This window comes from Streptococcus cristatus ATCC 51100, from assembly GCF_011612585.1.
Lineage (GTDB): Bacteria > Bacillota > Bacilli > Lactobacillales > Streptococcaceae > Streptococcus > Streptococcus cristatus_H.
Genome location: NZ_CP050133.1, coordinates 356,293 through 379,705 on the forward strand (window position 1 = coordinate 356,293; position 23,413 = coordinate 379,705).

28 protein-coding genes, 1 tRNA gene and 3 pseudogenes are annotated in these 23,413 nt (G+C 40.7%); 25 read left to right on the plus strand and 7 right to left on the minus strand.

Annotated features, from left to right (window positions below; all coding sequences use genetic code 11):
• Positions 1–30: 30 nt before the first annotated feature.
• The 4 genes and pseudogenes from HBA50_RS01800 to HBA50_RS01815 all read left to right on the plus strand — a co-directional run bounded on the left by HBA50_RS01800 (position 31) and on the right by HBA50_RS01815 (position 3,237).
• Positions 31–579 (plus strand): carboxymuconolactone decarboxylase family protein, encoded by a 549-nt coding sequence (locus HBA50_RS01800; RefSeq protein ID WP_009659051.1) that lies wholly within the window; start codon positions 31–33, stop codon positions 577–579.
• 247 nt (positions 580–826) lie between these two features.
• On the plus strand, positions 827–1,405 hold the full coding sequence (locus tag HBA50_RS01805) for a TetR/AcrR family transcriptional regulator (RefSeq protein ID WP_045500633.1): 579 nt from the start codon (positions 827–829) through the stop codon (positions 1,403–1,405).
• A pseudogene (locus tag HBA50_RS01810) lies at positions 1,402–2,082 on the plus strand (ABC transporter ATP-binding protein). The gene HBA50_RS01805 and the pseudogene HBA50_RS01810 overlap by 4 nt, the downstream one beginning before the upstream one ends.
• A gap of 3 nt (positions 2,083–2,085) precedes the next feature.
• Complete coding sequence (locus HBA50_RS01815) at positions 2,086–3,237, plus strand: FtsX-like permease family protein (RefSeq protein ID WP_045500636.1); 1,152 nt, start codon at positions 2,086–2,088, stop codon at positions 3,235–3,237.
• Positions 3,238–3,264: 27 nt separating this feature from the next.
• Here HBA50_RS01815 and HBA50_RS01820 read toward each other — a convergent pair whose 3' ends face one another.
• Positions 3,265–3,732: an NUDIX hydrolase gene (locus HBA50_RS01820; protein WP_045500638.1), complete on the minus strand. Its 468-nt coding sequence runs from the start codon at positions 3,730–3,732 to the stop codon at positions 3,265–3,267.
• Positions 3,733–3,853: 121 nt separating this feature from the next.
• Here HBA50_RS01820 and truA point away from each other — a divergent pair, with 121 nt between their 5' ends.
• The 5 genes from truA (at position 3,854) to tig (ending at position 8,112) form a co-directional block, all read left to right on the plus strand.
• Positions 3,854–4,603, plus strand: a complete 750-nt coding sequence (truA, locus tag HBA50_RS01825; RefSeq protein WP_005591721.1) for a tRNA pseudouridine(38-40) synthase TruA — start codon at positions 3,854–3,856, stop codon at positions 4,601–4,603.
• Positions 4,593–5,354: a bifunctional hydroxymethylpyrimidine kinase/phosphomethylpyrimidine kinase gene (locus HBA50_RS01830; protein ID WP_045500641.1), complete on the plus strand. Its 762-nt coding sequence runs from the start codon at positions 4,593–4,595 to the stop codon at positions 5,352–5,354. The genes truA and HBA50_RS01830 overlap by 11 nt, the downstream gene beginning before the upstream one ends.
• Entirely contained in the window at positions 5,344–5,826 is a 483-nt protein-coding gene (locus HBA50_RS01835; RefSeq protein WP_045500643.1) for an ECF transporter S component, read from the plus strand. Before HBA50_RS01830 ends, HBA50_RS01835 begins: the two co-directional genes overlap by 11 nt.
• A 12-nt stretch (positions 5,827–5,838) precedes the next feature.
• On the plus strand, positions 5,839–6,402 hold the full coding sequence (locus HBA50_RS01840) for a TIGR01440 family protein (protein ID WP_045500645.1): 564 nt from the start codon (positions 5,839–5,841) through the stop codon (positions 6,400–6,402).
• Between the two features lie 426 nt (positions 6,403–6,828).
• A complete protein-coding gene (tig, locus tag HBA50_RS01850) occupies positions 6,829–8,112 on the plus strand; it encodes a trigger factor (RefSeq protein ID WP_045500647.1) in 1,284 nt (427 codons plus the stop codon).
• Between the two features lie 173 nt (positions 8,113–8,285).
• Here tig and HBA50_RS01855 read toward each other — a convergent pair whose 3' ends face one another.
• Positions 8,286–9,176 carry a helix-turn-helix domain-containing protein gene (locus HBA50_RS01855; RefSeq protein ID WP_045500649.1) on the minus strand — a complete coding sequence of 297 codons (891 nt, stop codon included), beginning with the start codon at positions 9,174–9,176 and terminating at the stop codon, positions 8,286–8,288.
• Between the two features lie 183 nt (positions 9,177–9,359).
• Here HBA50_RS01855 and HBA50_RS01860 point away from each other — a divergent pair, with 183 nt between their 5' ends.
• The 10 genes and pseudogenes from HBA50_RS01860 to HBA50_RS01905 all read left to right on the plus strand — a co-directional run bounded on the left by HBA50_RS01860 (position 9,360) and on the right by HBA50_RS01905 (position 16,711).
• Positions 9,360–9,761: a hypothetical protein gene (locus HBA50_RS01860; protein ID WP_045500652.1), complete on the plus strand. Its 402-nt coding sequence runs from the start codon at positions 9,360–9,362 to the stop codon at positions 9,759–9,761.
• Between the two features lie 613 nt (positions 9,762–10,374).
• Positions 10,375–11,106 (plus strand): 23S rRNA (guanosine(2251)-2'-O)-methyltransferase RlmB, encoded by a 732-nt coding sequence (rlmB, locus tag HBA50_RS01865; RefSeq protein WP_045500654.1) that lies wholly within the window; start codon positions 10,375–10,377, stop codon positions 11,104–11,106.
• Positions 11,106–11,750, plus strand: coding sequence for a hypothetical protein (locus HBA50_RS01870; RefSeq protein ID WP_045500657.1), 645 nt, complete (start codon positions 11,106–11,108; stop codon positions 11,748–11,750). Before rlmB ends, HBA50_RS01870 begins: the two co-directional genes overlap by 1 nt.
• A 143-nt stretch (positions 11,751–11,893) precedes the next feature.
• A complete protein-coding gene (locus HBA50_RS01875; protein ID WP_045500660.1) occupies positions 11,894–12,757 on the plus strand; it encodes a DegV family protein in 864 nt (287 codons plus the stop codon).
• 183 nt (positions 12,758–12,940) lie between these two features.
• The gene (gene rplM, locus HBA50_RS01880; protein ID WP_003026230.1) at positions 12,941–13,387 is read left to right on the plus strand and encodes a 50S ribosomal protein L13; all 447 of its coding nucleotides are present in this window, start codon (positions 12,941–12,943) and stop codon (positions 13,385–13,387) included.
• A gap of 18 nt (positions 13,388–13,405) precedes the next feature.
• Positions 13,406–13,798 (plus strand): 30S ribosomal protein S9, encoded by a 393-nt coding sequence (gene rpsI, locus HBA50_RS01885; protein ID WP_015605730.1) that lies wholly within the window; start codon positions 13,406–13,408, stop codon positions 13,796–13,798.
• A 206-nt stretch (positions 13,799–14,004) separates the two neighbouring features.
• Positions 14,005–14,445: pseudogene (locus HBA50_RS01890) on the plus strand (FtsX-like permease family protein); the annotation flags it as partial.
• A 58-nt stretch (positions 14,446–14,503) separates the two neighbouring features.
• A pseudogene (locus HBA50_RS10160) lies at positions 14,504–14,809 on the plus strand (DUF898 family protein).
• Positions 14,810–15,137: 328 nt separating this feature from the next.
• Complete coding sequence (locus HBA50_RS01900; RefSeq protein ID WP_045500665.1) at positions 15,138–16,187, plus strand: DUF389 domain-containing protein; 1,050 nt, start codon at positions 15,138–15,140, stop codon at positions 16,185–16,187.
• A gap of 5 nt (positions 16,188–16,192) precedes the next feature.
• Positions 16,193–16,711 (plus strand): GNAT family N-acetyltransferase, encoded by a 519-nt coding sequence (locus HBA50_RS01905; RefSeq protein ID WP_045500667.1) that lies wholly within the window; start codon positions 16,193–16,195, stop codon positions 16,709–16,711.
• A gap of 5 nt (positions 16,712–16,716) precedes the next feature.
• On the opposite strand, the gene HBA50_RS10215 is transcribed toward HBA50_RS01905, so the two are convergent.
• The 4 genes from HBA50_RS10215 to HBA50_RS01925 form a co-directional block, all read right to left on the minus strand.
• The gene (locus HBA50_RS10215; RefSeq protein WP_045500670.1) at positions 16,717–16,983 is read right to left on the minus strand and encodes a hypothetical protein; all 267 of its coding nucleotides are present in this window, start codon (positions 16,981–16,983) and stop codon (positions 16,717–16,719) included.
• Between the two features lie 182 nt (positions 16,984–17,165).
• Positions 17,166–17,369 (minus strand): CsbD family protein, encoded by a 204-nt coding sequence (locus HBA50_RS01915; RefSeq protein ID WP_045500673.1) that lies wholly within the window; start codon positions 17,367–17,369, stop codon positions 17,166–17,168.
• 136 nt (positions 17,370–17,505) lie between these two features.
• Positions 17,506–18,135: a DUF421 domain-containing protein gene (locus tag HBA50_RS01920; protein ID WP_045500676.1), complete on the minus strand. Its 630-nt coding sequence runs from the start codon at positions 18,133–18,135 to the stop codon at positions 17,506–17,508.
• Complete coding sequence (locus tag HBA50_RS01925) at positions 18,135–18,587, minus strand: DUF3290 family protein (protein ID WP_045500949.1); 453 nt, start codon at positions 18,585–18,587, stop codon at positions 18,135–18,137. The genes HBA50_RS01920 and HBA50_RS01925 overlap by 1 nt, the downstream gene beginning before the upstream one ends.
• Positions 18,588–18,799: 212 nt before the next feature.
• Between HBA50_RS01925 and HBA50_RS01930 the strand changes: the two genes are divergently transcribed.
• A tRNA-Thr gene (locus HBA50_RS01930) sits at positions 18,800–18,872 on the plus strand.
• Between the two features lie 53 nt (positions 18,873–18,925).
• On the opposite strand, the gene HBA50_RS01935 is transcribed toward HBA50_RS01930, so the two are convergent.
• Entirely contained in the window at positions 18,926–19,189 is a 264-nt protein-coding gene (locus HBA50_RS01935) for a SemiSWEET family transporter (RefSeq protein WP_005591744.1), read from the minus strand.
• 403 nt (positions 19,190–19,592) lie between these two features.
• Here HBA50_RS01935 and HBA50_RS01940 point away from each other — a divergent pair, with 403 nt between their 5' ends.
• The 5 genes from HBA50_RS01940 to HBA50_RS01960 all read left to right on the plus strand — a co-directional run bounded on the left by HBA50_RS01940 (position 19,593) and on the right by HBA50_RS01960 (position 23,212).
• Entirely contained in the window at positions 19,593–20,039 is a 447-nt protein-coding gene (locus HBA50_RS01940) for a LytTR family DNA-binding domain-containing protein (RefSeq protein WP_015605723.1), read from the plus strand.
• Positions 20,040–20,044: 5 nt separating this feature from the next.
• Positions 20,045–20,710: a LiaF transmembrane domain-containing protein gene (locus HBA50_RS01945; RefSeq protein WP_045500678.1), complete on the plus strand. Its 666-nt coding sequence runs from the start codon at positions 20,045–20,047 to the stop codon at positions 20,708–20,710.
• Between the two features lie 135 nt (positions 20,711–20,845).
• Positions 20,846–21,034 (plus strand): 50S ribosomal protein L28, encoded by a 189-nt coding sequence (gene rpmB, locus HBA50_RS01950; RefSeq protein WP_001140948.1) that lies wholly within the window; start codon positions 20,846–20,848, stop codon positions 21,032–21,034.
• A 145-nt stretch (positions 21,035–21,179) separates the two neighbouring features.
• Positions 21,180–21,545 (plus strand): Asp23/Gls24 family envelope stress response protein, encoded by a 366-nt coding sequence (locus HBA50_RS01955; RefSeq protein ID WP_005591747.1) that lies wholly within the window; start codon positions 21,180–21,182, stop codon positions 21,543–21,545.
• 2 nt (positions 21,546–21,547) lie between these two features.
• Entirely contained in the window at positions 21,548–23,212 is a 1,665-nt protein-coding gene (locus tag HBA50_RS01960) for a DAK2 domain-containing protein (protein WP_045500682.1), read from the plus strand.
• The last annotated feature ends 201 nt before the right edge of the window (positions 23,213–23,413 follow it).

Genomic DNA, 23,413 nt, shown 5'->3' on the forward strand with positions numbered 1-23,413 from the left:
AGTTGCTAATCAAAAGAAATGAGGTTTCATATGTCAGAATTTACTATCCATACGATTGAGTCTGCACCAGCTGAGGTGAAAGAGGTTTTAGAAACGGTTCAAAAAGATAACGGTGGCTACATTCCTAATCTTATCGGTCTTTTGGCCAATGCGCCAACAGCTTTGGAAACTTATCGGACGGTTGGGGCTATCAATCGTCGAAACAGCCTGACACCGACTGAACGTGAAGTGGTGCAGATTACGGCCGCGGTCACTAATGGCTGTGCTTTCTGTGTAGCGGGTCATACAGCTTTTTCAATCAAGCAGATTCAAATGAATGATGATCTTTTGGAGGCTCTGCGCAATCGTACTCCGATTGATACAGATCCGAAGCTAGATACGCTTGCTAAATTTACCATTGCTGTCATTAATACTAAGGGACGGGTCGGAGATGAGGCTTTGGCAGACTTCCTAGAAGCGGGCTATACGCATGAGAATGCTCTGGATGTGGTTCTGGGTGTCAGCCTTGCGACCCTCTGCAATTATGCCAATAATCTGGCCAATACGCCAATAAATCCAGAATTGCAGCCTTATGCCTAGTCTTTGAGGAGATGAGAAGGGCTTTTAGCTCCTTCTTTATCATTAGCTATAGCCAAGCAAAAAACTAGTTCCAAACTGGAGAGACTTTCTCTGGTTTAACTTCCAGAAGAGTTTTATCAATACTTTAGAAAATATAAAAGAATCGAAGCCGAAAGGCTTCTTTTTATACTTGTTTTTTAATGTTCTGTGTGATATTATATTTTAAGAAACATATGTTGCGCAACAATTGTATCTAAAAGGAGTTTTGATGCCACCTAAAAATAAATTTACTCGTGATGAAATTATCCAAGCAGCTCTAGGGATTGTCAGAGAAGACGGTTTGGCTGGTTTGACCGCTCGTTCTCTAGCGGAACGATTACAGTCTAGTCCCAAGGTTATTTTCGGTCAGTTTGAAAATATGGAGGATCTAAGTCATTCGGTTGTTCGGGCGGCTGAATTCGTTCTGGTCCAATATATTCGTTCGGCTTTGGAGCGAGCCAAGCCTTTCAGAGCAGTTGGCATGGCCTATATCCTTTTTGCCAGTCAGGAGCCTCAGCTCTTTAAAATTCTCTATCTAAATCCTCACAAGCACCCCATTGAGTCTTTCAAGGACTTTTTACCTCAGAAAGACCATAGTTATCAGCAGATATTAGAGTCGATTGTGGAGGATTATCCCATGCCCATAGAAAGTGCAGAGTTCGTTTATCAGCATTTATTTATCTATTCTCATGGTTTGGCTAGCATGATAGCATCGGGTATTTATTCTTTTAGTCAGGAGGAAGTGACAGAGCGCTTAACGCAAGTATTTACTGCCCTCCTAAAGGAAATGAAAGGAAAGCAAGAATGATTAGATTAAAGGGAATTCGTAAGTCCTACAATGGAAGAGAAGTTTTAAAAGGGATCGACTTGGAGATTGCTGCCCAAGATTACTTGGTCATTTTGGGAGCTTCTGGATCTGGAAAGTCAACCTTGCTCAACGTTTTATCAGGCCTAGAAAAACCAGACAGTGGTCATGTTTATTACGATGAGGAAGATCTATCCCAGCTGACAGAAGGTCAATTGACGGCTTTTCGTCGAGCGAAGATTGCCTTTATTTTTCAGTAGTATTTCTTACTTCCAAATCTTACAGTGGAGCAAAATGTCAAAATGGGTGCTAATCTAGCAGGCAATCAAGATTATGTCCGTATTTTGGAGGCTTTAGGTTTAGGTGATAAACTTCAGCATTATCCAAGTCAACTGTCAGGCGGTGAGCAGCAGCGGGTGGCTATTGCACGAGCCCTAGCTAAAAGACCGAATGTCCTCTTTTTGGACGAGCCGACTGGAGCCTTGGACGAAGCAACAGGTCGTCAGATTCTAGCCTATATTTCAAGTCTTCAAGAGGAGCTAGGATTTACGCTGGTCATGGTGACCCACAATGCAAATATTGCTCAGATGGCTAAGACCATTGTCCATATCAATAGCGGTCAGATTCAAAGCTTAGAGACAAATAGTCAGCCCAAGACGGCCTATGAGATTGGATGGTAAGCTATGTTTTCAATAAAAGATTTGTATAGATTAGTCGTTGTATCAATTATCAGCTTTTGTGCGGTCTTTGTGACCAATCTCTTCTTAAATTTTTATCTGGATATCCGTTTACTAGATCAAACAAATTGGTTGCCTGAGATTCGAGCTGCTTACGATGCTCAAGTTGCGATTTCTTGGTTGATTGCATCCATTAGCGGAGCTGTTTTATCCCTAACATCGATACTCCTTCTCTTCTTTTACATTCGGCAATTTATTGACCAGCATAAGCCAGAATTAGGAGTTTTAAAAGCTCTGGGCTATAAAAACTGGGAAATTGCTCGAAAGTTTTGGCTTTTTAGTCTTCCAATTGGTTTGGGAACAGGCACTGGCTATTTCTCTTCTTTTGCCATGATGCCGCATTTTTATCAGTTGCGTAATCAAAGCGGAGTTTTGCCTGAAATTACCATTCGACAACATTGGTCCCTTTTCCTGTTTCTCGTTGTCTTGCCAACTTTATCCTTTGCTGCTTTAGCTGTTCTCTACGCTAGTTATTGTCTACGTTTGCCTGCTCTAGACTTGCTCAAGCGGGTCAGCCCTAGTCGAAAGCCACCAAAAAGGAAAACAGTAAAGCAAATAAGGAAGGACCGCCCCTTTTTAAAAGACCTTTCTGCCAGTCTGCTCTGGTCTAGAAAATTATTAATATTCTTTGTCATTTTCGGTTCGATGTGCTTTTCAGCTATGATTCAGCTATCATTTGGTATGAAAGAATTGACAGACGAAACCATTCAGATCATGATGATGTCAATCGGTACTGTCCTATCAGTAGCAATCCTCTATCTGTCGCTGGGAGTACTCCTGCAGGAAAATCAAGAAACCCTAGCTATTATGAAGGTTTTTGGTTATAGCAGAAATGAGTGCCATAAGAGTTTATTTGCTCCTTATCGTATTCTTGCTTTTTTGGGCTTTGTCTTAGGAACGGGCTATCAATACGGGATTATGCAGCTTTTACTCAGATTGATGGAAAAATCCATAGCTCAGAAAGTTGACTATGATTTTGATTTTGGAGTCTGCCTGATGACTTTGCTAGTCTTTGTCTTAGTCTATGAAAGTTTAATCTATTTATCCAATAGAAGGATAGATCAACTGACTATTAAGCAGGTCATGTTGGGAGAATAAAGAAAAAATGAAGTGATGCTGTTCACTTCATTCTTTTTTGCTGATGATATGCTGGATACCTGTTTGAAGGTGCTTGAGGATGTGTGTGATTTCCTTTGGAAAAACTTTGTAGTTTTCCAAGTCTGTCAGGGGGATCCAGTAGACTTGTTCTTGCTTATGTTGGTAATCAAATTGCTTGCCGTGAGGCTTCATTAGGTAATAGAAGCAAATCTCATGACAGTCTAGTCCCTTGAGGATGCCGGTTGAGTTGGAAAATAGATTTTCATGAACAAAAGCTAGCTTTTCAATCTCATACTTTTGTCCTGTTTCTTCGAAAACTTCTCGCTGGACAGCTTCTTTGGAGGTCTCTCCAAATCTGACTGCCCCTCCAACTGAATAGAAATAGTCCTCGCTAGAAGATGACATGACACAGAGGGCTTCCTCCTCAATGATAATTGCAGCAGCCCGATAGCGAAAGCGCTCCTGCCCTTGGGTGTAAGAAATATCCTTTGCCATAGTGTCCTCCTTGCGTTTTTTAGTTTACTTGATTTAGAGCTTCCTGTCAATGCTTTCTGTACCCAGACAGTTATATTCTTTCTCTCTTGCGACAGGCTTTTTTTCCTGTTAAAATAAGGACATGACTCGTTATAAAGCCCTTATTTCCTACGACGGACATGACTTTGCTGGCTTTCAGCGCCAGCCTCATGCTCGGAGCGTTCAGGAAGAAATCGAAAAAACCTTAACTCGTATTAACAAAGGCCAGCCCATTGTCATCCACGGAGCTGGTCGGACCGACAGCGGCGTTCATGCGCTTGGGCAGGTCATTCACTTTGACCTCCCGTCAGCTAGGGATGAAGAAAAGCTGCGTTTTGCCTTGGATACCCAGACGCCAGAAGATATTGATGTCATTTCTGTGGAGGAAGTGACGGAAGATTTTCATGCCCGTTACAAGCCGCACAGCAAGACCTATGAGTTTCTGGTGGATATTGGTCGTCCAAAAAATCCGATGATGCGCCACTATGCGACCCATTATCCCTATCCTTTGGAGATTCCTCTGATGGAGCAGGCCATCAAAGCCTTGGAGGGAACGCACGATTTTACGGGCTTTACAGCCTCAGGTACCAGTGTGGAAAATAAGGTTCGCACGATTACAAAGGCTAGTCTGACTTTTGATGCGCAACGCAATTTTCTAGTCTTTACTTTTTCGGGCAATGGCTTTCTCTATAAGCAAATCCGCAACATGGTGGGAACCCTGCTCAAGATTGGAAATAAGCGGATGCCGGTCAACCAAATCGAACGGATTTTAGAAGAAAAGGATCGGCAGCTAGCTGGGCCGACTGCAGCACCTAACGGTCTTTACCTAAAGGAGATTATCTATGAAGAATAAGCTGATTTTAGCCCTTTCTGGCAATGATATTTTTAGTGGTGGTGGTCTTCATGCGGATTTGGCTACTTATACGGTCCATGGCCTGCATGGTTTTGTAGCGGTGACTTGCTTGACCGCTATGACGGACAAGGGATTTGAAGTCCTTCCGACCGACGAGCAGGTCTTTGCGCAGCAACTCTCCTCGCTCAAAGATGTGCCGTTTTCGGCTATCAAGTTGGGCTTGTTACCAACGGTTGCCATTGCAGATCAGGCTCTGGACTTCATCAAAAAGCAAGCGGGGATACCAGCCGTGCTAGACCCTGTCCTAGTCTGCAAGGAAACCCACGATGTGGAAGTGTCGGCTCTTCGTGATGAATTGATCAAATTTTTCCCTTATACGACCATTATCACGCCCAATCTACCAGAAGCAGAAATCCTGACCCAGTCGGATATCAAGAGTCTGGATGATCTCAAGGCTGCGGCTGTGACTCTCCATGAACTGGGAGCTCAAAATGTCGTCATCAAGGGAGGAAATCGTTTCAACCAAGATCAGGCCCTTGATTTATTTTACGATGGCAAAGACTTTGTGTTGTTGGAAAGTCCTGTTTTACCAAATAATAATACAGGAGCCGGCTGTACCTTTGCTTCTAGCATAGCTAGTCAGCTTTTAGCAGGCCAATCACCTCTTGAAGCCGTCAACTATTCAAAAGATTTTGTTTACCGCGCTATCCAGCGCTCAGATCAGTATGGAGTTATTCAATATGAAAAATAATCAGACAAGAAAAATCGCTTTGCTGGCTGTCATTACAGCCCTATCCATTGTTTTAGGGAATTTTTTCAAAATCCCTACGCCCACTGGTTTTCTAACCTTGCTAGATGCAGGGATTTACTTTACCGCATTTTATTTTGGTCGTAAGGAAGGAGCCTTGGTTGGGGGTTTGTCAGGTCTCTTGATTGACTTGGTGGCCGGTTATCCTCAGTGGATGGTCTTTAGCCTCATCTGTCATGGCCTTCAAGGCTACTTTGCTGGCTTCACTGGCAAGCAGCGTTATATCGGTTTGCTTTTGGCTGGACTTGCCATGGTCGGTGGCTATGCTCTCTTTGGTAGCATTTTGAGTGGCCCTGGTGCAGCTATCGCAGCGATTTGGGGCAATGTCATGCAAAATATTTTTGGTTTGGTGGTTGGATATGCCCTTTACAGAGCTTTTCCCCTTGTCTTGAAAAGAGCCGTTCAGCCAGAGTAAGTGAGGTCAAAGATGGATTTAGAGAAGCTTGAAAAGGAGACCAGACAGATCGCTACAGATGTCTTGGACAAGGCGGGTTTGGTCAAGGGAAATATTTTTGTCCTAGGTCTATCTTCTAGTGAAGTCATGGGGGGACAGATTGGCCAGCATTCCAGTAGGGAAGTCGGCCAGGTCATTGTCAAGACCTTGTTAGATATTCTGCAAGCTCGGGGGATTTACTTGGCCGTTCAAGGCTGCGAACACCTCAACCGTGCCTTAGTTGTGGAACGAGAATTGGCAGAAAAGAAAGACCTAGAGATTGTCAATGTCCTGCCCAGCCTACATGCAGGCGGGAGTGGCCAGCTAGCGGCTTTTGACTATATGAAAGATCCTGTGGAGGTTGAGTTTATCACAGCCCATGCTGGCTTGGATGTGGGAGATACGTCAATCGGAATGCATGTCAAGCATGTTCAGGTTCCGATTCGCCCTCAACTGCGCAGTTTGGGCCAGGCTCACGTTACCGCCCTTGCCAGTCGTCCCAAGTTGATTGGCGGAGCTAGAGCGTCTTATATTGAAGATAGGGTTCGAAAATCTTAGTAGAAGAGGAGAAGAGGCTGGGACAAAAGTCCTAGCCTCTCAATTGTCTTTGGATTGTCGAGCAAGACGCAGTGGTTGAGTGGGCTCTACTACGCTGATTTCATCAGCTTTTACAGCCCTACTCAACTGTGCGGAGGTGGGACGACGAAATCGAATTCTAACGAATTACCGATTTCTGTCCCACTCTCTTTTCCAAAATGGCAGATTTTGCTAGTCGATTCTCGTGTTGGAGAGGGAAATAAATCCACAGTGATAGTAAAATATTGTCTGCTAAGAGCTGGGCAATGGTCAAAAAAGAGTAAAAAGTAGCTTGGATTTCAGCGTATGAAAGGGGAAAAAGGCGAAAAATAAAAGGTGTCGCTTGAAAAAACTGCTACTTATGTTATAATGGATTGTATGCAAAAAATTTGAAGGAGAACTGACAGAATGTCTGTATCATTTGAAAACAAAGAAACAAATCGTGGTGTATTGACTTTTACTATCGGTCAAGACCAAATCAAACCTGCTTTGGATCGTGCTTTTAATGCAGTTAAGAAAAATATCGCTGTACCAGGTTTCCGTAAGGGTCATATTCCTCGTCCAGTCTTCAACCAACGTTTTGGTGAAGAATCACTTTACCAAGATGTCTTGAATGCATTGCTTCCAGCAGCTTATGAAGCAGCTGTAAAAGAAGCTGGTCTTGAAGTGGTTGCACAACCAAAAATTGATGTGACTTCAATGGAAAAAGGTCAAGAATGGGTGATCACTGCTGAAGTTGTGACAAAACCTGAAGTGAAATTGGGTGCTTACAAAGACCTTGAAGTATCTGTAGACGTTTCTAAGGAAGTTACTGATGCTGAAGTTGATGAGCGCATTGAGCGTGAACGCAATAACTTGGCTGAATTGGTTCTGAAAGATGGAGCAGCAGCTGAAGGTGATACAGTTGTCATCGACTTTGTTGGTTCTGTTGACGGTGTTGAATTTGACGGCGGAAAAGGCGATAACTTCTCACTTGGACTTGGTTCAGGTCAATTCATCCCAGGCTTCGAAGACCAATTGGTTGGTCACTCAGCTGGTGAAACAGTAGACGTTGTTGTAACCTTCCCAGAAGACTACCAAGCAGCTGACCTTGCTGGTAAAGAAGCAAAATTCGTTACAACAATCCATGAAGTAAAAGAAAAAGAAGTTCCGGCTCTTGATGATGAACTTGCAAAAGACATCGACGAAGAAGTTGAAACTCTTGCTGAATTGAAAGAAAAATACCGTAAAGAATTAGCAGCAGCGAAAGAAGCAGCTTACAACGATGCAGTTGAAGCAGCAGCGATTGACCTTGCAGTAGAAAATGCAGAAATCGTTGACCTTCCAGAAGAAATGATTCACGAAGAAGTTCATCGCGCTGTGAACGAATTCCTCGGCAACATGCAACGTCAAGGGATCTCTCCTGATATGTACTTCCAAATCACTGGTACAACTCAAGAAGACCTTCACAAACAATATGAAGCAGATGCTGCAGCACGCACTAAGACGAACCTTGTTGTAGAAGCAGTTGCGAAAGCAGAAGGCTTTGAAGCTAGCGCTGAAGAAGTTGAAGCAGAAATCACTTCATTGGCAACAGACTACAACATGGAAGCAGACCGCGTTCGCCAATTGCTTTCAGAAGAAATGCTTAAACATGATATCGCTGTTAAAAAATCAGTTGAAGTTATCACAAGCACTGCTAAAGTAAAATAATAGCTTCTAGTCAGCCCTAGTGGATGCCAATGCAAGCACAAGAGAGAACGATTTGTTCTCTCTTTTTTGATGTTGGAGGGATAGTTTAAAAATAGGAAAACTAATCTCTACATTAAAATAAGCTCTATAATTCTTACAGGGAGTGAACCACTGTAGAAATTATAGAGCTCATATCACAACATCCATGGAATGCCCATTTCGTTTGATGCCTTAGTAGCATGAAATGCAGCTATTTCGTTTTCAATAATTTTTAATAATTCATCTTCCTCTAGTAAACGTAATATTTCAAGGTTCTTTTGTATTAGCTCTTCATTGCTATCACAAATTCCGATTCTGGCCGAATGAAACGCAATTGCATCATACCGTTTAAGTAATTTTGCTGTTTTAATAACAATCGAACAAATATGACTACACATCGGAAAGTGTTTGTAATAAAAATAAAAGGTAGACAAATTTGATAGAAGGGCTAGTTTTATGGGAAGGATATTTTGGAAATCAGAGTATTTTTCTAGTCTGTGAAGAATTAATTGAGTGGTATCTAGAATAGTCTCCGTAGGAAGGACAAAAAGAATGGAGTTTAAAATGTTGAAATCTGATGCGTACCAGGTGTCATGGTGTTTTAGATCGTTCCATAAAATGTCAACGATATCTTGTGTCACCTTATCTCTGTTTGAAATTCCATTCTTTCTGACTTGAAGTATGACTGTCAAGGATTGGTGCAATTTTTGGATAGAGATATCCCAATGAGTTTTTAGATAAGATTCACATTTTTTGTAAATTGTTTCGAGTTCTCCTGCTCCACTAATTGAATGAATATTGCTGATTTGATTTAATAGTTGAGTATGCTCACTAGGATGGTAAAGATTACAAATATAATCAAATTCATCAAAGCTCATGTTAATTTGCTGAAGTAAAAAAGCCATGTTCTCATACTTTGGAACGACAAGTCCATTCTCTATCTTAGAGAGTGTTGTAGGAGATAGTACATTGCCACACACATTTGACTGAGTGAGGTTTTTAGACTTTCTAATTTCTTGATAAACTTTTCCAAAATCATATCTCATATCATAATCTCCAAAAAAACTTGAAAATAGTTAAAACAATACTACATGATTCTGACTACATTATATAATTTAGTAAGGAGGAATGCAAAGAAATATAAAAAATTTCAAGTCGTAAATTATGCTGTGTTATTTTCTTATATATTCTTAATAAACTCTATATTAGGCTAGAGAATTGTGTAGGATATGGAATTTCGAAATAAGAAAGTAGGTCAAAAAATGGCTAAGAAAAAGATGCTGTTAACTTTATCAGTCGTAGCATTAGGAATTGCTTCATATGCTTTGCTGAAACCAGTTATTGCAGAAACAACAATCGGCAAAACAAACGGAAATCAGACGATTTCAATTTATAAGAATTTACTAAAAGGTAAATCTGAAAAAGAAATTAATGACTACTTTTCAGGTTTATCAGACAGTAAACTGATCATTGCAGACAAATCAGGTGGTTTTACAACTAGCTCTACAGATGACTACAGTAATCCAGTAGAGACAACTGATGAGAATGGCAATAAAGAATTAAAATCTTTCCAAGATAAAAGTGTTGCTGCAACAGTTGGTGAAATCAAAGAAGCACTTAAGAATAACTAAATCATACAACTTGCTGATGTTAATTGCTGGTTGTTGAATTAGAGAGAAAAGTTCCACTGAAAAGTGGAATTTTTTTTGTCGCATGTTTAGTTATGTGCCTCTATGATAAGAACTTTAACCTCTTGGTGTGAATGCTTAGAGGAAGTATGTCTAGCTTAAGCCTCGGCTGGCCACTTTTCCTATAGATTCGTGGCAATCTAGGTCTCGGCTGGCCACTTTTCCTATAGATTCGTGGCAATCTAGGCCTCGGCTGGCTACTTTTCCTATAGCTTCATGGCAATCTAGGCCTCGGCTGGTCACTTTTCCTATAGTTTCTTGGTAACCCAGACCTCAGCTGGTCACTTTCCTTTGGTTTTTAAGGTAAATGATACTTCTTGATAACTGTTGACCAAAAGTGAGTGCCTGATGAAAGGTGATGTCTCTTGTTTGGAAAATGGCTAGCGGAACTAGCTAGTCTGGCTAGTTTCTAGGTTTCAAATGCGGAATTATTTCAAAAATAAATAGGATAACGAAAAGCAGTTTTTAGCTGATTACTGAGAAATGCTAGGCTGTCATAGAGAGATATTTAGCTTTTAGACAGATTTTTTGGGGGAGCTTGTGATATACTGTTAGTATGGAAAAAAATGATATTGTTTACGGCGTGCATGCTGTGACCGAGGCCTTGATGGCCAATACGGGAAATAAACTTTACATTCAGGATGATTTGCGTGGCAAAAACGTGAGCAAGCTGAAAGATTTGGCGGCAGAAAAGAAGGTTTCTATCTCTTGGACACCCAAGAAAACCTTACAGGAGATGACGGATGGAGCCGTTCACCAAGGTTTTGTCTTGCGGGTATCAGAGTTTGCCTATGCAGATTTGGCGGATGTTTTGAAAAAAGCGGAGCAGGAAGAGAATCCTCTGCTGTTGATTTTGGATGGCTTGACAGACCCGCATAATCTGGGCTCTATCTTGCGCACGGCTGACGCTACCAATGTCACGGGAGTGATCATTCCCAAGCACCGAGCAGTCGGCGTGACACCAGTTGTGGCCAAGACCTCTACGGGGGCTATCGAGCACATTCCTATTGCCCGTGTGACCAATCTCAGCCAGGCTCTGGACAAGCTCAAGGAAGCTGGCTTCTGGATTTTTGGGACGGATATGCAGGGGACGCCTGTTCATAAGTGGAATACGGCAGGCAAGCTAGCCCTCATCATCGGCAACGAAGGCAAGGGCATTTCCAGCAACATCAAAAAGCAGGTGGACGAGATGCTGACCATTCCCATGAATGGCCATGTCCAAAGCCTCAATGCCAGCGTCGCAGCGGCCATTCTCATGTATGAAGTCTTTAGAAATCGGGTGGGCTAATGCAAGTACTAGGAAGCTATCTGTTAGAAAAATATCAAACAGAAACGTTTGAACCGATCATTTATGATATCTATCATAATAAAAGAGAAGATAATTATTGCTTTTGCTTTGAAATCACTGAGGAAGCAGATCAGTATCCCTTAGAGGATTTATTGACCCAATATTCCTTGAATTGCACGGATTTATACGGTCAAGGAAGTCAGGTAAATGGTGCTTTGAAATACCTAATTGAGGTCGAAACCTTATCCAGTGATAAGGCGGATCTCATCAGTATTCTCAATCTTTCTACAATTTTAAATAAAGAGATTGTGAATTACGTAAAAGGAAAATATGAGTGCCTTGCTGAAAAGAGGTGTATGAGTTCCTTTTATATGGGAAATCAAAAAGTGGAAGTTCCTGTGCTTGCCTACCGAAGCGATGACTCTGGGATGGTTTCTTTCCAAAATAAATATCCAGAAGTACAATTAACAAATTTATTTTTAGAGGATAAAAAATATGATGTTGAGTGTTTAGATGGGGAATGGATTTGTATCGAATTACTTGATGGTAAGGCAAACTTGATTTTAACAGATTCACAAGATGAATATTTCCAATATATGTTTGATTTGAAAGGTTTTCAAGGTGTTAGTCCTGTTCTAGACTAACCGAGCGAAACTAGGTTTCCTAAGAAGCAAGCAATTTCCAATAGCTAGTCCCGATATGGTGGCAGGCAAAGCATCACTATTAACCCTCTTATGTCCATGGAGCAGCCTTCTCTGTGGCAACTAAAAAATGATGGAGAAAAAAGATGACCTTTAAAATTTTAACGGATTCGACGGCAGACCTGCCAGAAAGCTGGACCCAAGAACATGATGTGCAGGTTCTGGGCTTGACCATTCAGCTGGACGGCCAAACCTACGAGACTGTCGGGCCAGATAAGCTGACCAGTGAGCAGCTTTTAGCCAAGATGGAGTCCGGCAGCAAGCCGACTACCAGCCAGATCAATGTCGGCCAATTCGAAGATGTTTTTCGCCAGTATGCTCAGGAGGGCACAGCGGTTCTCTATGTGGCTTTTGCTTCAGCCTTGTCTGGAACCTACCAAAGTGCAGTCATGGCGCGGGAGATGGTCTTAGAGGATTATCCTGAGGCGATCATCACCATCCTTGATACCAAGGCAGCTTCGATGGGTGAAGGGCTCTTGGTGATGAAGGCTGTAGAAGCGAGAGTGGCAGGTCAAAGTCTGGAGCAGACGGCAGACTTGCTCCAAAGTCTAGTGCCTAGAGTCCAGACCTATTTCTTAGTAGATGACCTCAACCACCTCATGCGGGGTGGCCGTATTTCTAAGGCAGCGGCTCTCATGGGAAGCTTGGTCAATATCAAGCCCATCATCGCAGTCACAGCTGACGGAAGTCTGGATTCGGTCGCTAAGGTGCGAGGCAAGAAGAAGGCGCAGGCCGAGGTGGTTCGGATGACCTTAGAGACGATTTCTGATCCACGGGTGGTGGTCGCCTATGCAGGTGAAAAAGAAGTCGCTGAAAATGTCAAGGAGCAGCTTTTGGCTTCTGGACAAATCACAGAAGTTCTTATCCTGCCTCTTGGTCCGGTTATTTCGACGCATACTGGGCCAGGTACCCTAGGACTCTTTAGCATTGGCAGTGAACTTTCAGACTAAATAGAAATGAAATCGTTATTTTATAAATAATTGCATCAAATATATTGACTTTTGGTTAGAAAATTTGGTATGATAGTAGGCGGTATTGTTTACCCCATTTGTAAGGCCCCGGAACCTTTCAAATAACCCGCGGACCGGAACATCCGCCCTGTAAACAAAAACGATATTCATATAGGAGAAATCATGAACAAAACAACATACATGGCTAAGCCAGGTGAAGTTGAACGCAAATGGTATGTAGTAGATGCTACTGATGTACCTCTTGGACGCCTTTCTGCAGTTGTAGCAAGCGTACTTCGTGGAAAAAACAAACCAACATTCACACCACACACTGATACAGGTGACTTCGTAATCGTTATCAACGCTGAAAAAGTTAAATTGACTGGTAAAAAAGCAACTGATAAAGTTTACTACACTCACTCAATGTACCCAGGTGGTTTGAAGTCTATCACTGCTGGTGAACTTCGCTCTAAGAACGCTGTTCGTTTGATCGAAAAATCAGTTAAAGGTATGCTTCCACACAATACTCTTGGCCGTGCTCAAGGTATGAAGTTGAAAGTATTTGTAGGCGCTGAGCACACTCACGCTGCACAACAACCAGAAGTTCTTGATATTTCAGGACTTATCTAAGGAAAGGAACAATAAAGTATGTCACAAGCACAATATGCAGGTACTGGACGTCGTAAAAACGCTGTTGCACGCGTTCGCCTTGTTCCAGGAACTGGTAAAATCACTGTAAACAAAAAAGATGTTGAAGAGTACATCCCACACGCTGACCTTCGTTTGGTTATCAACCAACCATTCGCAGTTACTTCAACTGTTGGTCAATATGACGTTTTCGTAAACGTTAATGGTGGTGGCTACGCTGGTCAATCAGGCGCTATCCGTCACGGTATCGCTCGTGCCCTTCTTCAAGTAGACCCTGACTTCCGCGATTCATTGAAACGCGCAGGCCTTCTTACTCGTGATGCCCGTATGGTAGAACGTAAGAAGCCAGGTCTTAAGAAAGCACGTAAAGCTAGCCAGTTCTCAAAACGTTAAGAACCAGCTACACTACAGGCTTTACAACACTTCATGGTTCACACCATGGGGTGTTTTTTTGACGTTTTTTAACAAAATTCACACCACTTTTCACACCAAATTCAGGCTCTTTGTCAACTGTAGTGGGTTACCAAAAAGTCATACTCTGGAGAGGACAAGATTTGTTCTCTCCTTATAAACAATCGCTTCATTTTGAAAATCAGGAAAGCGTTGTTTACGGATCTAGTAAAGCAAATAATAGCCAAGAAGGCAATGCAATGTTTGGTGGCTTCTTCTTTATCGGTATCTTCCTATCCATTATCTTTATGGTCGGTACAGTATTAGTCATCTACTACAAACAAATCTCTGAAGGATATGAAGACCGCGAACGCTTTGTAATTTTGCAAAAGGTTGGTTTGGATCAAAAGCAGATCAAGCAAACTATTAACAAGTAAATCTTGACCGTTTTCTTTCTTCCTGTAATCTTTGCCTTCCTCCATCTGGCCTTTGCTTATCATATGTTGAGCTTGATTCTAAAGGTCATTGGAGTAGTCGATGCGACCATGATGTTGATTATAACCTTATCAATCTGTGGAATCTTTGCACTCCTCTATGCTTTAATCTTTATGATTACTTCAAGAAGTTATCGTAAGATTGTTCAAATGTAAAAAATAATAATGCAATAGAGTGTCTAGAATATAAACATATAAAAATAAAGGAGATAATATGAAATCTGAAAGTTATTTTGACGGAGGAATCCTAGATTATATTGGATACTCTATCTTAGTAGCCATAATTTGCGGGCTTACCTTGGGGATCGCAACACCTTGGGCGGTTTGTATGATGCAAAATTGGTAAACCAAACATACGTTAGTGGATGGTCAACGTCTATACTTTGACGGGACTGGAGTACAACTGTTCGGTAACTAGATTAAGTGGTTTCTTCTAACCATCATCACGTTTTGAATCTATGGCTTCTGGTTAACTATCAAAATGGAGCAATGGATTGTGAAACATACTCATCACGCCTAATCATGAAACTACATCTTCTTTTATAGGAGATGCAGTCTTTTGTTCTTAGAATAAGGAAACTGAAATTTTGTCTGTTCTCTATCTTGGAAAGGATATAAAAATCTTTTAAACTGATGGATTTCTTCAGGGAAAGACCATGAAATTTTTGATATAATATGGAGGATAGACTGATAGATACTTTTTTATTTGTCTAGTAAAAAGGGATATTTTTCAAAAGACTTACAGGTGAGAACTAAGAAAATTTAAATACATATGTAATGTTTGACAGAAAATCACTCTGCCCTCATCAATGGATAAACAGAAATAAATCAAATAAAAGGAGTAACCAATGACCAGAAACTATTCAACACGGGAATACCGTGAAAAATTATACGATGATCTTCATGTTAGATCGAGAGATATAGCGATTTTGATGTGTGCAATTTTTATTGCCTCTATCGGACTAAATATGAATTCAACAGCTGTTATTATAGGGGCCATGTTAATTTCACCTCTCATGACACCGATTGTTGGACTAGGATTAGGTTTAGCTATTTTTGACACTCGTTTAGTTAAGCAAGCTCTAGGGGTTTTACTTACTCAAGTATTGGTCAGTTTACTTGTATCGACTCTGTATTTCTGGATTACTCCCTTATCTTATGCAAGTAGCGAGTTGATTGCACGAACTTCTCCAACGATTTGGGATGTCCTCATTGCTATTGCCGGTGGGATTGCTGGTGTGATCGGTTCAAGGAAAAAAGAAGCAAACAATATTGTGCCAGGAGTAGCCATTGCTACAGCTCTGATGCCACCTATCTGCACTGCCGGCTATGGTTTAGCTAATGGAAATGTACGATTTTTATTTGGTGCTCTCTATCTTTTCTTGATTAACTGTGTCTTTATAATGCTAGCCAACATTATAGGAGCAAAAATTTTAATGAGAAAATCTCCCTTAACTTCATTCAAAGAGCTAAGCATTAAAATGAAAATTGGTTTGATATCTTTGATTGTATTATTGGTTGTTCCAGCCGGTTATTCGGCGGTTACTCTGACTATAGAACAAGCGCGAAAAGAAGGTGTCAAACAGTTTGTAGGAAAAGAGTTTGCCAATTATACGGTCATCAATCAAGTCTACAAGTCAAGGGACAATGAATTGGTCTTGACAATTGTTGGTGACCCGATTTCAGAAGAAGAATTAGAAATAATTCACCAAAAACAAGCCTCTTACGGTATTCAATCTGTTCAATTGAAAGTCAATCAAGTCCATAATTCGACAAAATTAGATAGTGAAGCGACCAAGGAATTTTATGAAACCATTGACAAGTATATCGATCAAAAACTCTCTGAAAAGGATTCGCAAAAAGATCTCGTAAAAGAAAATGAAGCAGACAAGGATTGAGGGCGATGAACAGAATAGGTTTAGAGTTGCTGTCTGAAGAAAATAGTCTAGATGTCTATTCTTTTGAAAAAGAAAATCGGGAGTATTTTGAGCGAAATTTACCTCCCAGACCAGCTAACTATTTTGATTTAGAAGCTTTTTATAAAATTATAGCGCAATTGTTAACGGAACAAACGAATCGTGATGTCTATATGCATCTTATTAGAGATTCGCAAGGCATGATGGTCGGAAGAATCAATTTAAGTGTTTTAGGGAGTGATAGAAAAACAGCAGAACTTGGATATAGGATTGGAGAAAATGTTACTAATTTAGGCTATGCAAGCGAAGCGGTTAAACTCGTTTTAGACAAAGCATTTCATACTTATGGTTTAAATAGAATCATTGCGGGAGCGGCAACGGATAATCTTGCCTCTAAGAGAGTGCTTTTAAAAAATGGTTTCACCTTTAGTAGGATCATAGAAAATGACCTACAAATGAATAATGAGTGGGTTCATACAGCGGTATTTGAGATAATGAATCTATAACATCATCATTTCCAGTTTAGTGACAGGAATGATGGAGTCGTTAATCTTTGCGGACATTCAAGAATTTTCTCTGGATCTCTTTTTTCTAAAAAGTCAAGAGTTTCCCGGAAATTTCTCTGAGTCATTTTTTGAGATTTATAAAAGCAATTTTCACGAATTGTTTGATTAGCGATATCAGCTGTAATTACATATGCTTTTGTTACCTGTTTATCACTATGAGTTAAGGCTCCAGAAACAGGCTGTAGTGAAACTCCAGCTTGTTTGGCTAACATGGCTTCTGTGTATCTCAGTTTATAAAAGGATCGTAGAAAAAGTCTCAGTTTGACATTCAGGGGATGCTTCTGATCTCTCCTGAAAAGTCAGTGCCTTTGCAATATAGAAAAACACCCTCATCCATAGTTCTGCTAAAAGCATAGGATAAGAGTGTTTTTTTATTAAGAACGAAAGACGATGATTATTCTTCGTCTTTTTTGATAATGTTTTTAACGCCTGCGATAGCACCTTCAACAGCGCCTTTTGCGTCTTCAGCAACTTCTTTCACTTTTGAAGCTACTTTTTCAGCAGTTCCTTCTGCTTGAGTTTTTGTATCGCCAGTAAGTTTACCGAAGCCTTCTTTGAGAGAGCCCTTAGCTTGGTTGAATTTTTCTTCGATTGACATGGAAATTTCCTCCGTTTATTTAGTGTATTATCTAAGTTGGATGCGGTTTGATACTCATTCAAGCGAGATAATAGATATAAGTATAACCTCTTTACGAAGAAAAAGCAAATAACTGCTACGAAATGACAACTAATTTTTAATAGGTCACCACATTAATTTCACCTTTGTCATACTCTGCAATGAAGATATCGGAGATATTTTCAAATCCTTCTTTTTGTAGTTCGGTCATTAACCACTCTTCTGACTTGCCGATAGTTTCTAAGATTTCAAGTTGGACAACTCCATCGGTAATGATTGGATATTTTGGATTTTCATCGCCAATTCTTACGATAATCAATTGACCATTTTGCTCGATGACAGCTCTTTTGACTTCTTTCAGTTGGAAGACTCCTTGAGAGCGTAATTTCAAAGCGACGTCTGATGCGGATAGCCCTTTTGAACGGCAGGCTTCAGGATCTAGTTTACCGTTTTTGATGATAATGGTTGGTTTCCCATCAATCAGATGTTTGATATAGGAAACGTTGGTATTTAGCCATTTTAAGAGCAAAATCAGAATAGTCCAGATAATCAAGATGACTGCATATTGAAGGATCGTAATGGAGCTATTGTAGATGACCCCGCCGATAATGCCACCGAGAACAAAGTTTTGTACTTGGTCTGTTGCGGAACTTGGTGCTAAATTCCCTTTACCTGTCACATTGATGACAAAAACGAGGGAAACGAGTCCCAAAGCTAACTTAATTGCAATTGTAATAAAAAAGCTCATTATTTTTCAACCTCCACGAGTTCAACGTCTGATTTGTGCAGTTCCATTTTTTCTAACAAATAGCTATCGTGATCGGTTCCGCTAATGGCACGGTAGAATTGTTTGCCAACCTTGATAATTGCGCCATCTGTCGTAGCTGAAGTATTGACGTAGACCTCCTCCTTCTCAACGCCTAATTCTTTTGAGATAACCTCAATAAAATGTAAGGAGCTTCGGAATTGATTGTCATTTGATTGATTACTTTGGAAATTCGTAATGCTAATCAAAACAGTGGCTACTAGGGTCAAAATAGAAATAATGGATAGTTCGCGGAACTTACTTCCTCGTCTATCTTTATAGGCCTTAAAGGCAAAAAATCCCGTCACCAAAACCAAGCAGGCGGATACAATCACCATCACCCAATTCTGCTGGCTAATCTGACTCAGTACATAGTCATACGAATAGAATTTCATAAGATCCCTCACTTTTTTTGAATTCAAGCTATTATAAAACAAATCAGCAACTGCATCAATAGCTTTTTTTGAAAAAATAAAGTTTTCTGGAACTTGTTTGAAATATGGAAACTGTATATTCCTAGGTAGAATATTTACTTCATTCGAGTTTCCAAACTGCCAATAGAACTTGACAAAATCATTCAGAGTGCTAGAATAGGAGACAAGTAGAGGCCGATTTAGCTCAGTTGGTAGAGCAACGCACTCGTAACGCGTAGGTCACAGGTTCGAACCCTGCAATCGGCAGAAAGAAAACCAGCACCTTTTTTATGGGGTTGCTGGTTTTGTTTATATACTTCTTATAAAGAAGTAAGAAAAGTTAGGCCACCTAATATCACTCCCGCAGCATTGGGAATAATGAGGATCCAGTCTTTTTTAGGTTCTTTTGTCCAACCGTAGATAACCCAAATCAGGCAAGAAACTGCTGCGAATAGTGGTTGGAAAGGTTGAGCTTTGGATCCTTGTAAGTTTGCGATAATTTGTGGAATATAAGCGACGAATACAAGAATTCCAATAAAAGCTCCAATAGATCCGACAAAACGATTAATTTTTTGTTTTGACATACGATACCTCCTGAGCGTCCATTATATCAAAACGGGAAAAATTGTCAAATGAGACGTAAGCCAGTATGGAGAATAAGTTTTAGTTTTTATCTAAAACTAAGATAAAGAGCCAAGTGTGGTTTGAGAAGTAGCGTTAGAATTGTTCATACCCGATTTATCCATGTTAGGCTGGATAGAGAGCTTATGATCATAGAAATAGTAGTAAATCAGTATTGTCGTGTTGATAAAAATGGGTAATGATCAATTTCTTTGAAGCCTTATGTTTGGAAAATTCAAGATTTTTTATTTCATTTCAATCTTTTAAAACAACCACTTACCAGTCGAAATTGACCACTTACTGAAAGTCCCTTGTTTCTTTTCAAGAAATTGTTATAATGAAGATAGAAAAAGGGGAGGAGTGCTTATGAAGGTTCGAATTGAGCTAGACGATCGTTTGGCTGATACAGAATTGGTGATTCGAGTATCGCGGATTGATGAGAGAATTCAGAAGATTCAAGATGCTTTGAATGAAGCGACTGCTCCAGCCATTCTCTTTTATAAGGAAAATAGTGAGTATTTTGTGGACTTGGCGGAGATTCTTTTTTTCGAGACGGATGGAGCCAAAATCTTTGCCCACGCGCGCAATGATGCCTACGAGGTCAAGTTGAAACTCTACGAGCTGGAGGAGTTGCTGCCCCGTTATTTTTGCAGAATTTCCAAGTCAACCATTGCTAATGCTAGGGCGATTTATTCTCTAGAAAAGTCTTTCTCGGGTACCAGTTCCGTCCAGTTTTCTGAGACACATAAGAAAGTGCATGTTTCAAGGCATTATTATCAACTACTAAAAGAAAAGTTAAGTGAAGTGAGGTAATCATCATGAAAAAAACAATTCTAGGCGTCGGTTTTTTGGTTTTAGCCGGCTGGATTTTGCTTCAGGGAAACTTTGGTATTCCTATGTTTAATTTTAATATCTGGCCCCTGCTCTTGGTCGGCATGTTTGCTTATTTTGCTTTGGAAAATTTCTTGGAGCGAGATTTTGGTGCTGCCCTGATCATGACGATTATTGCTCTGATAATTGCTAATTCTGTCTATCACTTCTTGGCTATCTCTACAGGCACCTTGGTAATGGGTGGTGTTTTGGCCTGCATTGGGCTTAACATGATTTTCAAGCCAAGAAGGATCTGGGGTGTTCGTTATTTGTCTAGAAAGGGTTTGTCTACAACAGAAGGAGAGATTTCTTTTGGCAGCGGCACTCGCTATATCAATTCGGAGAATTTCGTCCATGATAAAGTAGAATGTGTTTTTGGTAGTGCGACCGTATATTTTGATAATGCCAGAATTTTAGGCGATTCTGCTAGTTTTGATGTGGAAGTAGCCTTCAGTAGTGCGACGCTTTACATCCCAAGTAACTGGCAAGTAGAACTAAATGTGGACAATGCTTTCGGTACAGTGGTCAATCCGCATAATGTCAATGAGAAAGACAAGATTTTATATGTGCGTGGTAACGTCGCCTTTGGCTCTTTGAAGATTGTTTACATTTAAGAAAACGGATTATTGGTTAGAAATTGTAAAGTTTGGGAAAATGTACTTGCCAAACGTCAAGTTTTTTGATAATATAGTACGGTATGTGGTGCTAGCACATCCGTAATATTAGATCTAATAGGAGGAAACACACTAATGGCTAAAGTATGTTACTTTACAGGTCGTAAGACTGTATCTGGAAACAACCGCTCTCACGCGATGAACCAAACAAAACGCGCTGTTAAACCAAATCTTCAAAAAGTTACTGTTTTGATCGACGGAAAACCTAAAAAAGTTTGGGCTTCAGCTCGCGCGCTTAAGTCAGGTAAAGTTGAACGCGTTTAATACATGAAAGGGATTGGAAAGATTTATTCCTTCCCTTTTTTGTTGTTGAATTTTCAGACTAGACAGTTTATTTCTGTCCTTCCTCTTTTACACCCTGTCTAAAATATGGTAAAATAAACTATAAAATACTTTTGAGGTACAAGTGATGACTGTAAAAATCAATACAAAAGATGGTCAAATTGAGCTGACTGATGACGTGATTGCAACAATCGTTGGCGGCGCAGCAACCGAAATTTTTGGTGTGGTTGGAATGGCCAGCAAAAATGCAATTAAAGATAACTTTCAAGCTCTTTTGGGTAAAGAAAACTATGCCAAGGGTGTGGTAGTAAAAACGTCTGAGGATGGTGGTATTGCAGTTGATGTTTATACTGTTTTGAGCTACGGCATTAAAATTAGTGAAGTTTCCAAAAATATCCAAGAACGCGTTAAGTTTAGTTTGGAAAATCAACTTGGGATCACTGCCCACACAGTGAATGTCTATATCCAAAATATTAAAGTTGTAGGAGAATAATCGTGTCAAATATTACTACTAGTTTATTTCAAGAAATGGTGCAGGCGGCATCAACTCGTTTAAATAAACAGGCTGAATATGTCAATTCTTTAAATGTTTTCCCAGTTCCAGATGGTGACACAGGAACCAATATGGGCATGACCATTGAAAATGGTGCCAAAGAAGTAGCTGATAAGTCAGCTTCAACAGTTGGTGAAGTGGCTGCTATCTTTGCCAAGGGACTTTTGATGGGTGCGCGTGGGAACTCTGGTGTTATCACGTCTCAGCTCTTCCGTGGTTTTTCACAAAGCGTAAAAGGCAAAGATGAGCTTGATGGACAAGCTTTGGCTCTTGCCTTCCAGTCTGGTGTAGAAGTAGCCTATAAGGCTGTTATGAAGCCAGTTGAGGGAACAATTCTGACTGTTTCTCGTGGTGCGGCCATCGGTGCTAAAAAGAAAGCTGAAGCGACAAATGATGCTGTCGAAGTTATGAAAGCGGCTCTTGAAGGAGCAAAGGCTGCCCTTGCTAAAACTCCAGATATGTTGCCAGTTCTCAAGGAAGTTGGTGTTGTGGACTCTGGTGGTCAAGGTTTGGTCTTTATCTATGAAGGTTTCCTTTCTGCCCTGACTGGCGAATATATCGCATCAGAAGATTTCCAAGCGACTCCAGCTACGATGACTGAGATGATCAATGCTGAACACCACAAATCTGTAGCAGGCCATGTGGCGACAGAAGACATCACTTTTGGTTATTGTACAGAAATCATGGTGGCTTTGAAGCAAGGACCAACCTATGTCAAGGACTTTGACTATGATGAATTCCGTAATTATTTGAATGAACTTGGTGATTCCTTGCTGGTAGTTAATGATGATGAAATCGTGAAAGTGCACGTTCATACAGAAGATCCAGGTCTGGTCATGCAAGAGGGACTGAAGTATGGTAGCCTTGTCAAGGTAAAAGTGGACAACATGCGCAACCAGCACGAAGCCCAGCTTGAGAAGGAAGAAAAAGCTACCAAGCCAGCTGAAGAAAAAGAGTACGCTATTATTGCAGTAGTAGCTGGTGATGGCCTTGCTGAAATCTTCAAGGCTCAGGGTGTGGACTATATCATTTCCGGTGGTCAGACTATGAACCCTTCTACAGAGGACTTTATCAAGGCTGTTGACCAGGTGAATGCGCGTAATATCATTTTCCTACCTAACAATAAAAATATCTTTATGGCGGCTCAATCTGCAGCGGAAGTGCTTGAGCAACCAACGACAGTGATTGAAACACGCACGCTTCCTCAAGGTTTGACAAGCCTTTTGGCCTTTGATAGTGGAAAAACCATCGAAGAGAACCATGAGCGAATGACAGCTGCCTTGAGCGACGTGGTCAGCGGTAGCATTACGACTGCAGTTCGTGATACGACCATTGATGGCCTCGAAATCCATGAAAATGATAACTTGGGTATGGTTGATGGCAAAATCCTTGTGTCAAATCCAGATATGTTAACAACTTTAAAAGCAACCTTTGCGAAGATGTTGGATGAAGACAGTGAGATTGTTTCCATCTATATCGGTGAAGATGGTGACGAGGAATTGGCAAATGGCTTGGCTCAAGATCTGATGGAAGAATATGAAGATCTAGAAGTTGAGATCCATCAAGGAAATCAGCCAGTTTATCCATATATTTTTAGTGTAGAATAATTTATTTGGGAGTGGGACAGAAATCGGTAATTCGTTAGAATTCGATTTCGTCGTCCCACCTCCGCACAGTTGAGTAGGGCTGTAAAAGTTGATGAAATCAGCGTAGTAGAGCCCACTCAACCACTGCGTCTTTGCTCGACAATCCAAAGACAATTGAGAGGCTAGGACTTTTGCCCCACTCTCTTTGATTTTTTTATATGT

What these genes read in the sequence shown, in the direction of transcription:
- HBA50_RS10215 (WP_045500670.1), bottom strand. Translation starts at nt 16,983, where the DNA reads ATGTTAGCCAAACAAGCTGGAGTTTCACTACAGCCTGTTTCTGGAGCC.
- HBA50_RS01800 (WP_009659051.1), top strand. Translation starts at nt 31, where the DNA reads ATGTCAGAATTTACTATCCATACGATTGAGTCTGCACCAGCTGAGGTG.
- HBA50_RS01945 (WP_045500678.1), top strand. Translation starts at nt 20,045, where the DNA reads ATGAAAAAAACAATTCTAGGCGTCGGTTTTTTGGTTTTAGCCGGCTGG.
- HBA50_RS01920 (WP_045500676.1), bottom strand. Translation starts at nt 18,135, where the DNA reads ATGAGCTTTTTTATTACAATTGCAATTAAGTTAGCTTTGGGACTCGTT.
- HBA50_RS01830 (WP_045500641.1), top strand. Translation starts at nt 4,593, where the DNA reads ATGAAGAATAAGCTGATTTTAGCCCTTTCTGGCAATGATATTTTTAGT.
- HBA50_RS01925 (WP_045500949.1), bottom strand. Translation starts at nt 18,587, where the DNA reads ATGAAATTCTATTCGTATGACTATGTACTGAGTCAGATTAGCCAGCAG.
- rpmB (WP_001140948.1), top strand. Translation starts at nt 20,846, where the DNA reads ATGGCTAAAGTATGTTACTTTACAGGTCGTAAGACTGTATCTGGAAAC.
- rlmB (WP_045500654.1), top strand. Translation starts at nt 10,375, where the DNA reads ATGGAAAAAAATGATATTGTTTACGGCGTGCATGCTGTGACCGAGGCC.
- HBA50_RS01940 (WP_015605723.1), top strand. Translation starts at nt 19,593, where the DNA reads ATGAAGGTTCGAATTGAGCTAGACGATCGTTTGGCTGATACAGAATTG.
- HBA50_RS01805 (WP_045500633.1), top strand. Translation starts at nt 827, where the DNA reads ATGCCACCTAAAAATAAATTTACTCGTGATGAAATTATCCAAGCAGCT.
- rplM (WP_003026230.1), top strand. Translation starts at nt 12,941, where the DNA reads ATGAACAAAACAACATACATGGCTAAGCCAGGTGAAGTTGAACGCAAA.
- tig (WP_045500647.1), top strand. Translation starts at nt 6,829, where the DNA reads ATGTCTGTATCATTTGAAAACAAAGAAACAAATCGTGGTGTATTGACT.
- HBA50_RS01855 (WP_045500649.1), bottom strand. Translation starts at nt 9,176, where the DNA reads ATGAGATATGATTTTGGAAAAGTTTATCAAGAAATTAGAAAGTCTAAA.
- rpsI (WP_015605730.1), top strand. Translation starts at nt 13,406, where the DNA reads ATGTCACAAGCACAATATGCAGGTACTGGACGTCGTAAAAACGCTGTT.
- truA (WP_005591721.1), top strand. Translation starts at nt 3,854, where the DNA reads ATGACTCGTTATAAAGCCCTTATTTCCTACGACGGACATGACTTTGCT.
- HBA50_RS01915 (WP_045500673.1), bottom strand. Translation starts at nt 17,369, where the DNA reads ATGTCAATCGAAGAAAAATTCAACCAAGCTAAGGGCTCTCTCAAAGAA.
- HBA50_RS01870 (WP_045500657.1), top strand. Translation starts at nt 11,106, where the DNA reads ATGCAAGTACTAGGAAGCTATCTGTTAGAAAAATATCAAACAGAAACG.
- HBA50_RS01900 (WP_045500665.1), top strand. Translation starts at nt 15,138, where the DNA reads ATGACCAGAAACTATTCAACACGGGAATACCGTGAAAAATTATACGAT.
- HBA50_RS01860 (WP_045500652.1), top strand. Translation starts at nt 9,360, where the DNA reads ATGGAATTTCGAAATAAGAAAGTAGGTCAAAAAATGGCTAAGAAAAAG.
- HBA50_RS01815 (WP_045500636.1), top strand. Translation starts at nt 2,086, where the DNA reads ATGTTTTCAATAAAAGATTTGTATAGATTAGTCGTTGTATCAATTATC.
- HBA50_RS01905 (WP_045500667.1), top strand. Translation starts at nt 16,193, where the DNA reads ATGAACAGAATAGGTTTAGAGTTGCTGTCTGAAGAAAATAGTCTAGAT.
- HBA50_RS01820 (WP_045500638.1), bottom strand. Translation starts at nt 3,732, where the DNA reads ATGGCAAAGGATATTTCTTACACCCAAGGGCAGGAGCGCTTTCGCTAT.
- HBA50_RS01835 (WP_045500643.1), top strand. Translation starts at nt 5,344, where the DNA reads ATGAAAAATAATCAGACAAGAAAAATCGCTTTGCTGGCTGTCATTACA.
- HBA50_RS01840 (WP_045500645.1), top strand. Translation starts at nt 5,839, where the DNA reads ATGGATTTAGAGAAGCTTGAAAAGGAGACCAGACAGATCGCTACAGAT.
- HBA50_RS01955 (WP_005591747.1), top strand. Translation starts at nt 21,180, where the DNA reads ATGACTGTAAAAATCAATACAAAAGATGGTCAAATTGAGCTGACTGAT.
- HBA50_RS01875 (WP_045500660.1), top strand. Translation starts at nt 11,894, where the DNA reads ATGACCTTTAAAATTTTAACGGATTCGACGGCAGACCTGCCAGAAAGC.
- HBA50_RS01935 (WP_005591744.1), bottom strand. Translation starts at nt 19,189, where the DNA reads ATGTCAAAACAAAAAATTAATCGTTTTGTCGGATCTATTGGAGCTTTT.